The organism is Thalassolituus sp. UBA6592 (assembly GCF_002433655.1).
Classification (GTDB): domain Bacteria; phylum Pseudomonadota; class Gammaproteobacteria; order Pseudomonadales; family Oceanobacteraceae; genus Venatoribacter.
The window spans coordinates 1-9,179 of sequence record NZ_DJIO01000031.1; the positions used below are offsets into that span (position 1 = coordinate 1).

Genomic DNA, 9,179 nt, shown 5'->3' on the forward strand with positions numbered 1-9,179 from the left:
TGCTGCTGTGCGGTCGTTTGTTGTTGTTGTTGTTGTTGTTGTTGTTGTTGTTGTTGTTGTTGTTGTTGTTGTTGTTGTTGTTGCGGAGCAGGGATATTGAGCAGCACGTCTTTGTGATGATCAAAGAATTTCTGTGCAAGTTTCACCGCTTTTACCACCGCACGGGGGGTAATGGTGGCGCCGGTAAACTGGTCAAAAATACCACCGTCTTTTTTTACTGCCCAACCGTCTTCGCCAACTTCCAGCAGATTTTTATCGTTGAATTCCAGCACCCAGTCGGACTTTTTCAGGTCGATTTTGTCGCCCAGTCCGGGGGTTTCGCGGTGTTCGGTGATACGCACGCCGGCAATGCTGCCATCGGCATGAATACCGACCAGTAATTTGATCTGAGTGGTATAGCCGTCCGGTGCAATCGCTGGCAGGATAACGGTGGTCACCTGGCCGTTATTGCGTGCCAGATAGATGCGGTCGTCGTCATCCAGAGGGCCAAGCAATTGCTGGTTAAAGCGCTGATCGATGGCCACAGTATCGGCCAGAATATCGTTGTCGTAGGTACCGGCAGGTACGATCTGGTTCAGTGCTTTGGCCTGAGCCAGACGGATATTATGTTCAATACGGTCGGCGGTGGTGACCTGAGCCAGCGCAATGGCGCCAGCGGTGACCAGAGCGAAAAGACCCAGGCCTACAGCGTTACGGCGAATGGATGCCAGTAATTCGTTCATCGTCTTTCCTCAGTCCTTTTCCGGCAGACCACGGCGGGCCTTTTCATGGCCGTAGCTGCGTGGCTGGGTGTAAGCGTCGATAAAAGGCGCGGCAAAATTCATCAGCAGTACGGCAAAAGCCACGGCATCGGGGTAGGAGCCCCAGGTACGGATCACGTAAATCAGAATGCCGACGCCTGCGCCATAAATCAGCTTGCCCAGCGGCGTGGTGGAGGCGGTCACCGGATCGGTGGCAATAAAGAATGCCCCGAGCATGGTTGCGCCACTGAGCAGGTGCAGATACAGCGGGGTGTACATATCTTCATCCCAGCCGAACACCAGCGAGCATACGCTCAGGCCAGCCAGCATGGCGACAGGAATATGCCAGGTAATGATGCGACGCCAGAGCAGGAACAGACCGCCGGCGAGGAAGGCAATGTTCATCCATTCCCAGCCGCCGTTGAGCCAGCCATTAAAGGTGTTTTCTGCCAGCACATCGTGGGCAGTACCTTTTACGATCAGATGCTTATAGGCATCCAGTGGCGTAGCGCCGGTAAAGGCATCCGCCAGTTCTTTATGGCCGGCAAAAATAATCTGCAGGGTATCGGCAAAGCTGGCTGTATCAGCGCCGGACATCTGGGATGACAGTGCCCAGCTGGTTGTCAGCTGTACCGGGAAAGACACCAGTACCAGCGCATAACCGACCATAGCCGGGTTAAACGGATTGTTGCCCATGCCGCCATAAAGCTGTTTGGAAAATACCACAGCAAAAGAGGTGGCGACCATGGTCACCCAGAACGGTGCGAACGGCGGTAATGCGAGACCGAGCAGCAGTCCTGTGACCAGTGCAGAGTTATCCTTCAGAAAAAACGACACCGGGCGTTTGCGGATTTTTACCACCAGGGCTTCACTGGCCAGCGCAGTAGCAATAGCCAGCACCAGATTAATTAACGTGCCCCAGCCAAAAAATGCCGTCATCACGGCAATGCCGGGAACGCAGGCGAGGGCAGCGGTAGCCATCACTTTGCTGGTGCTGTTCGGCCCATGCGTGTGGGGGGAAGAGAGAGTCAGCAAACCCATGGTCAGGAGGCCTCGTTTTCTGTGGCGGAAGCGGCGCTGGCGTTCAGTGCGGCCAGTTCCTGTTCCAGTTGTTGCAGTTTGTCCTGCTGTTTTTTCACGCCGCCAGCCAGTGCATCAACGGTATCAAGACCGTCGGCCACGGCCATATCGTGGCGCTCCTGCATTTTCGCTACCCGGTCTTTCTGGGCGAGAATTTTCTTTTCCAGCGCTTCGCTTTCAGCGCGTAATTCTTCAGCGGATTTCGCTGGCGCAGTGGCCTGATAGCTGTTTACAGGGGTTCCGTTGATTGCCGCATCGTAAGCGGCTTTGGCTTCATCAACGCGAACCTGCTGTTTGGCAATACCGTCTTCCAGTGCTGCAGTGTCTGAACCTTCAGCTTTCGCCTGTTCAAGACGTTTTTGTGCCGTTTCCAGACGGGCCTGTGCGGTTTCCCATTTGCGCTGCAGACGCTCAGGACTGTTCGGGTCGCCTTTGTCGGCAGCGGACGCTGCAGCCGGTGCTGACTGGGCCGCTTTCGCTGCTTTTTTCGCGGCTGCAATTTCTTTTACCAGCTCTTTGATTTTGTCCTGAGTCTTGGCCAGGGCGGCTTCAAATGCCGGGATTTTATCGGCCAGGCTGTCGTCGGCTCTGACCGCGTCCAGTTTTTCCTGGGTTTTGACTTTTGCCGTCTGAGCCGCGTCAAGTTTTTTCTGCAGTTTTTCCAGCTCTTCGTTGCCAGCACTACCAGCGCTATTACCAGAAACACCAGGGGCTGCAGTGGAATCAGCCGCAGCGGCTTTTTTCTCTTTCTGGGCGGCTTCTGCCGCAGCGGCGCGTGCTTTGCGACGTTCTTCTTTTTCCGCGTCTTCACGTTCTTTACGTGCCAGACGCTCTTCGTAACGCAGACGCGCTTTTTCTGATTTGGCGTGAGCTTCGCGTTCTTCGCGGATCGCGCCTTTGGCAAAACGGTAGTATTGCACCAGCGGAATATGGCTTGGGCAAACATAAGAACAGGCGCCGCATTCGATGCAGTCGAACAGGTTGTGCTGTTCGGCTTTATCGAATTCCTGACCTTTACTGAACCAGTAGAGCTGCTGTGGCAGGAGCTCTGCCGGGCAGGCTTCAGCGCACATACCGCAACGGATGCAGGCCATGGCGAAATCGTTGGTCGGCAGTTCTTTTTCTGTCGGCGTCAGCAGACAGTTGGTGGTTTTGATCACAGGTAAATCAGTGTGCGGCAGTGCAAAGCCCATCATCGGGCCGCCCATAATCACGCGCTCACGTTTCTGTGGCTGATAGCCTGCCAGATTGAGCAGGTGATTCACCGGGGTACCGATCAGAACCTCAAAATTGCCGGGATTTTTCACGCCGTCACCGGTCAGGGTGGTGATGCGTGAAATCAGCGGTTCACCAAATTCCACAGCGCGATAGATCGCGGCGGCGGTGCCGACGTTCTGACAGACAATGCCAAGCGAAGCCGGAATACCGCCGGACGGTACTTCTTCGCCGGTCAGAATTTTGATCAGCTGCTTTTCACCGCCGGACGGATACTTGGTCGGAATAGTCACCACATCAATATGGTGTTCTTCGTTAAGTTTTTTCAGCGCGCTGTTCAGCGCTTCTATGGCTTCCGGCTTATTGTCTTCAACGCCAATCAGGCAGCGTTTTGCGCCAATGATATGCAGCAGAATCTGTGCGCCATGAATGACTTCCTCAGCGCGCTCACGCATCAGCATATCGTCAGCGGTAATGTACGGCTCACATTCGGCGCCGTTGAGTATCAGGCTATGGATACTCTCAGGTTTTACACTCAGTTTAACGGCGCTTGGGAAGCCAGCGCCGCCCATACCGGCGATACCGCAGCTGCGGATATGGTCGGTCAGCTTACGTGGCTCGATATCGTCGAGGTCTGCGACGCCGAGAATATCGCGCAGACCTTTATGCCCGATCCACTGATCTTTGCCATCGGGCTCGATAACGATGCAGTTGTCCTGCAGGCCGGAGGCATGTGGTACTGGACGCGGTTCAATGGCGCTGATTTTTCCCGATGTAGGTGCGTGCAGTGGAACGCTGACAAAACCTTCGGCTGTGGCAATTAGCTGGCCTTTTAATACATGGTCGCCAACGCTGACGACAGGAACAGCGGGCGCGCCAATATGCTGATGCAGTGGCAGCACCAGTTGCGCAGGCAGAGGCGCAGGCTGAACCGCTTTGGCGGTGGATTGCTGCTTGTTTTCTGCCGGATGGATGCCGCCATGAAAGGTATGCAGGCGAATCAGATTGGTCATGCAGCATCTCCGGTCAGGGAACGGCGGTCGGTGGCGATCAGTTCCACGCCAGAAGTCGGAGCCTGCCAGTACCAGTTGCCTGTGTTGGTTTCCACCGGCAGCATATCGATGCAGTCGACCGGGCAGGGTTCTACACACAGATCACAGCCGGTGCATTCGTCGATGATTACCGTGTGCATCTGTTTCGCTGCGCCAAGGATGGCATCTACCGGACATGCCTGAATGCACTTAGTGCAGCCGATGCATTCGTCTTCGCGGATGCGGGCCACATGGGGTACGTCTTTCTCTTCACCGTGTTCACTGTCGAGTGGTTCAGGTTCTACTCCGAGCAGATCGGCCAGTGACTGAATGGTGCCTTCGCCACCGGGCGGGCATTTGTTGATTTTTTCACCGTCAGCGATGGCTTCGGCATAAGGCTTACAGCCGGGAAAGCCACACTGGCCGCATTGGGTTTGCGGCAGCAGGTTGTTGATCTGATCAACGATGGGGTTGCCTTCTACTTTGAAGCGCACGGCGGCAAAGCCCAGCAGGCCACCGAAAATGACGGAAAGTACGGCGAGAACGCCAATGGCAATGCCAATCGTCCAGAGTGCAGTTGTCATAGTGTCTCCTAAATACTGACCAGGCCGGTGAAACCGAGGAAGGCGAGAGACATAAGGCCGGCAGTCAGCATAGCAATGGCTGAGCCCTGAAACGGCTTGGGTACGTCGGCGACGGTAATGCGTTCACGCAGCGCAGCGAACAGCACCATAACCAGTGAGAAACCGACTGCGGCGCCAAAGCCATAGAGAATGGATTCAACAAAGGAGTTGTCGCGTTTGATGTTGAGCAGGGCGACACCCAGTACGGCACAGTTGGTGGTAATCAGTGGCAGGAAGATACCCAGAACGCGGTACAGCACCGGGCTGGTCTTGCGGATAGCCATCTCGGTAAAGCCCACCACCACTGCAATCACCATAATAAAGGCGATGGTTTTCAGATAGGTCAGGCCCAGCGGTTCGAGAATCAGGGTGTACACCAGATAACTGCACACGGATGCCAGCGTCAGCACAAACGTCGTGGCTGCGCCCATACCGATGGCGGTTTCCAGTTTATTGGACACTCCCATAAACGGGCACAGTCCGAGGAACTGTACCAGGACAAAGTTGTTGACCAGTATGGTGCTTACCAGAATCAGCAGGTATTCAGTCATTAATTAATGGCTCCGCAGGGCCGCCGGGGCACAGTCTGCCCAGTAAACAAAAAATGGCCGCGCATTATCCCAAATGATAGTTATTTCATACAAGAAGGTATGTTGGGGTTTTTAATTATCATTTGGAATAAGCTTAGTGATTGTTACGCCAGCAGGACATGTCACCTGATAAATAAGGCCGTCACGCTGCTGAAGCGCAAGAATAACGCGCCTTGCAGGGCTGACGATGATAAGGGTCAAGAATATAACTGAATGGTTGTATGGCTTCGGTGCAGCATTTCCGTATTGCAGGATGAATGGCTTAGCTGCTGCTCTGGGTGTATGGTGGGGGTGAATTCGCGCCAGTTTCTCGCAGGTCGCTTTAAGATGGCCTACAGATCGCGCATAGCTGAAGTCATATCTGCTCAGCCCGGAGTTGAAAGCGGCAGGCCGTGCTCAAGGCGGCGGTCGACAGACAAGCGACAGACAAATGACAGGCAAGCGACTGACAATAATAGGCTTGCCTGTAGCGAAAATCTTGGCACACTCTGGCTTGAGTCGAATGTTCAGAAAACCCATTCTGTTATTAAGGATTATCTGCTTTGCTGTTTACCCAATGGCACGCTCCACGGAAAGAAGCTGCCGTCCCGGTCCGGATCTGGTCAGGGCTGGTGTCTTTCGTGCTGATGTTCAGCACGGTACTGATGCTGACAGCCTGCAGCGATCAGGCCTGGAATAATCCGCACCCCGAGTCCGAGAGCGGACAGAATATTATCTATTCAGCTTTTGCTGAGCGGCCGAAGCATCTTGATCCGGCGCGTTCTTACAGTTCAGACGAAGCGCGTTTTATCGACAATATTTACCAACCGCCGCTGGAGTACCATTATCTCAAGCGACCTTACGAGTTGATTCCGTCCACCCTGACGGAGATGCCGCGCATTGAGTACACAGATGCAGATGGCAAACCGGTCGGTGAGGACTCTGAGTCCGTTGCTTTCAGTACCTATTACTTTGAAATCAAGCCGGGTATTCAATATCAGCCACATCCCGCTTTTGCGAAAAATGCCGTAGGTGGCTTTGTTTACGATTTCGCTTCTGAACAAGAATCGGCCGGGTACAAAGCCTTTGATGACTTTAAACAATCCGGCAGCCGTGAACTGACTGCCGGGGATTATATTTATCAGATTAAACGTCTTGCTGATCCAACTTTGCTGTCGCCGGTCCGCGGATTGCTCAGTCAATACATCGACGGCATGACGCAGTTCAGTGAGAGTGTCAGCAGTGCGCGGGAAAGCCTGCCCGCTGGGCAATGGCTGGATTTACGCCGGCTGGATTTTAGCGGTCTTGAACTGATCGACGAACGTCACTTTTCGGTGCGTTTGAAAGGCAAATATCCGCAGTTTAAATACTGGCTGGCCTACCACTTTTTTGCGCCAATGCCCTGGGAAGCGGATCGCTTTTATCATCTGCCCGGACTGGCCCAGCGTAATATCGTGCTCGACTGGCACCCGGTGGGCACTGGCCCCTTTATGATGACGCGCAATAATCCCAATGAAGTAATTATTCTCGAGCGCAATCCAAATTATCATCAGGATGTGTACCCTTCCGAAGGTGATGAAGGTGACGCTGAGGCTGGATTGTTGGCTGATGCCGGTAAACCACTGCCTCTGCTGGACAAAGCCGTCTACCGCCTGGAAAAAGAAGCGATTCCGTTGTGGACCAAATTTTTGCAGGGCTACTACGACCGTTCTGGTATTTCCGGCGACAGTTTTGATCAGGCAATCCGTATCAGTGGTGATGGCATCAATCTCACCGATGAAATGCAGCAGAAAGGCATCCGACTGGAAAAAGAAGTGGTGCTGGGTACCTATTATTTCGGTGTGAATATGCTCGACCCTGTGATTGGGGATACAGGCAGCAAAGAAGAACGGGCGAAAAAGCGTAAGCTGCGCCAGGCATTGGCCATTGCCTACGATGCGCAGGAAAATATTTCAATTTTTTACAACGGTCGCGGCGAAGTCTCTATGGGGCCGATTCCCCCGGGGATCTTTGGTTACCAGAGTGGCAAAGAGGGCATTAACCCGTATGTGTTTGACTGGAAGAATGGTGAGCCACAACGTAAACCGCTGGATGAAGCGAAACGCCTTCTCGCCGAAGCCGGGTATCCGCAGGGACGTAATGCAGTAACCGGTGAACCATTGGTACTCAATCTGGATACCACAGGTGGCGGCAGCAGCGCGACGCTCAATTGGATGATTGAGCAGTTTAAGAAGCTGAACATCCAGCTCAATGTGCGCGGCACGGATTACAACCGTTTTAAAGAGAAAATGGGTACGGGTAATGCCCAGCTGTTTCAGTGGGGCTGGCTGGCGGATTATCCGGATGCGGAAAACTTTATGTTTCTGTTGTACGGGCCCAATGGGCAGGTTGCCAATGGCGGCAGTGGTGTTAACTCCACGAATTACAATAACGCGGAATACAATCGTCTGTTTGAGCAAATGCAGCTGATGGAAGATTCTCCGCAGCGCATGGATATTATCCGCAAAATGGTTGCTATTGTGCAGCGGGATACGCCCTGGCTGTCGGCCTGGCATCCGCTGTCTTACATTCTGAATAACCAGTGGGTTGAGAATACCAAGCCACACGGAATCAGTAAGGCGGTACTGAAATACTTTGCAGTTGATCCGCAGTTGCGCCAGCAATCACAGCGGCAATGGAATCGTCCGGTATTGTGGCCACTGATTATTGTTGCGGCCATCGTCCTGCTTCTGGCGATCCCGGGAATCCGGGCTTATCGCCGTCGTCAGCAGCGCCGTATTCATCCGGGACGGAAATAAGGAGACGTTATGCTTGCCTATATTATCCGTCGCCTCGGCTACGCCATTCCCATTCTGATTGGGGTGAATGTACTGACTTTTGCACTCTTTTTTGTGGTTAATACACCGGACCAGATGGCACGGGTGCAGCTGGGTGATAAGCATATTTCCCAGGATGCCATTGATCAGTGGAAGGCGTTGCGTGGTTACGACAAACCTTTATTTCTGAACAGCGAAGAGGACAGTAAAGGTCTGCTGACAGATACCATCTTTTTTGACAAATCCGTGCGGCTGTTTGTTTTTGATTTTGGTAAGTCCGATGAAGGACGCGATATTGCCAGTGATATTTCCGAGCGTATGTGGCCCAGCCTGGCGCTGGCGCTGCCGACCTTTGTGATCGGTATTACGGTAAATATCGTATTTTCTCTGTTCATTGTGATGTTCCGTGCCAGTCTGTTCGACACCGCGGCTATGGTGTTCTGTGTTGCACTGATGTCGATCTCCAGTGTGTTTTACATTTTCTTTGGCCAGTATTTCTTCGCCAAAATGTGGCACCTGGTACCGATCTCCGGTTATCTGTACGGAGCGGACGCAGTGCGCTTTCTGATTCTGCCGGTCATCCTGGGCGTTATCAGCGGCATTGGGGGTGGTACGCGTCTGTACCGGACGCTGTTTCTGGAAGAAGCAAACAAAGATTATGTGCGAACCGCCCGCGCCAAAGGCGTGTCGGAATCTGCTGTACTGTTCCGCCACATTCTTCCCAATGGACTCATTCCTATACTGACCAGTGTGGTGGTGGTGATCCCATCCCTGTTTATGGGCAGTCTGCTGATGGAATCTTTCTTCGGTATCCCGGGGCTTGGCAGTTATACCCTGAATGCTATTCAGGCTCAGGATTTTGCCATTGTGCGCAGCATGGTGTTTCTTGGCTCTGTGCTTTACATCATCGGGCTGATTCTGACGGATATTTCCTACACACTGGTTGATCCACGGGTGCGTCTGTCATGAGTGAAATGCTGTTTAAACCCGTTGTATTGTGGAGTGATGTACTCATCCTGCTGCTGGTGATCGCCATCGGCGGTTTCTTCTGGTCGCTGCGTCATAAGCCCATTTCCGCTAAGCGTTGGCAGTCGGTATTTTCTTC

Annotated in this window: 7 protein-coding genes; 2 read left to right on the forward strand and 5 right to left on the reverse strand. The window is 53.3% G+C overall.

The window, feature by feature from the left end:
- The 5 genes from rsxG to rsxA all read right to left on the reverse strand — a co-directional run.
- Positions 1 to 722, reverse strand: a 722-nt coding sequence (gene rsxG, locus B2Z72_RS02825) for an electron transport complex subunit RsxG (RefSeq protein ID WP_297004104.1), incomplete at its 3' end; no start/stop codon positions are given.
- A 9-nt stretch (positions 723 to 731) separates the two neighbouring features.
- Entirely contained in the window at positions 732 to 1,781 is a 1,050-nt protein-coding gene (gene rsxD / locus B2Z72_RS02830) for an electron transport complex subunit RsxD (protein WP_296980300.1), read from the reverse strand.
- A gap of 2 nt (positions 1,782 to 1,783) precedes the next feature.
- Entirely contained in the window at positions 1,784 to 4,048 is a 2,265-nt protein-coding gene (gene rsxC, locus B2Z72_RS02835; RefSeq protein WP_296980299.1) for an electron transport complex subunit RsxC, read from the reverse strand.
- On the reverse strand, positions 4,045 to 4,650 hold the full coding sequence (gene rsxB / locus B2Z72_RS02840) for an electron transport complex subunit RsxB (RefSeq protein WP_296980295.1): 606 nt from the start codon (positions 4,648 to 4,650) through the stop codon (positions 4,045 to 4,047). Before rsxB ends, rsxC begins: the two co-directional genes overlap by 4 nt.
- A gap of 8 nt (positions 4,651 to 4,658) precedes the next feature.
- Entirely contained in the window at positions 4,659 to 5,240 is a 582-nt protein-coding gene (gene rsxA / locus B2Z72_RS02845) for an electron transport complex subunit RsxA (protein WP_296980292.1), read from the reverse strand.
- Positions 5,241 to 5,890: 650 nt separating this feature from the next.
- Here rsxA and B2Z72_RS02850 point away from each other — a divergent pair.
- Together B2Z72_RS02850 and B2Z72_RS02855 are read left to right on the forward strand one after the other, a co-directional pair.
- Entirely contained in the window at positions 5,891 to 8,056 is a 2,166-nt protein-coding gene (locus B2Z72_RS02850) for an ABC transporter substrate-binding protein (protein ID WP_297004107.1), read from the forward strand.
- Between the two features lie 9 nt (positions 8,057 to 8,065).
- Positions 8,066 to 9,043, forward strand: a complete 978-nt coding sequence (locus tag B2Z72_RS02855; RefSeq protein WP_297004109.1) for an ABC transporter permease — start codon at positions 8,066 to 8,068, stop codon at positions 9,041 to 9,043.
- The last annotated feature ends 136 nt before the right edge of the window (positions 9,044 to 9,179 follow it).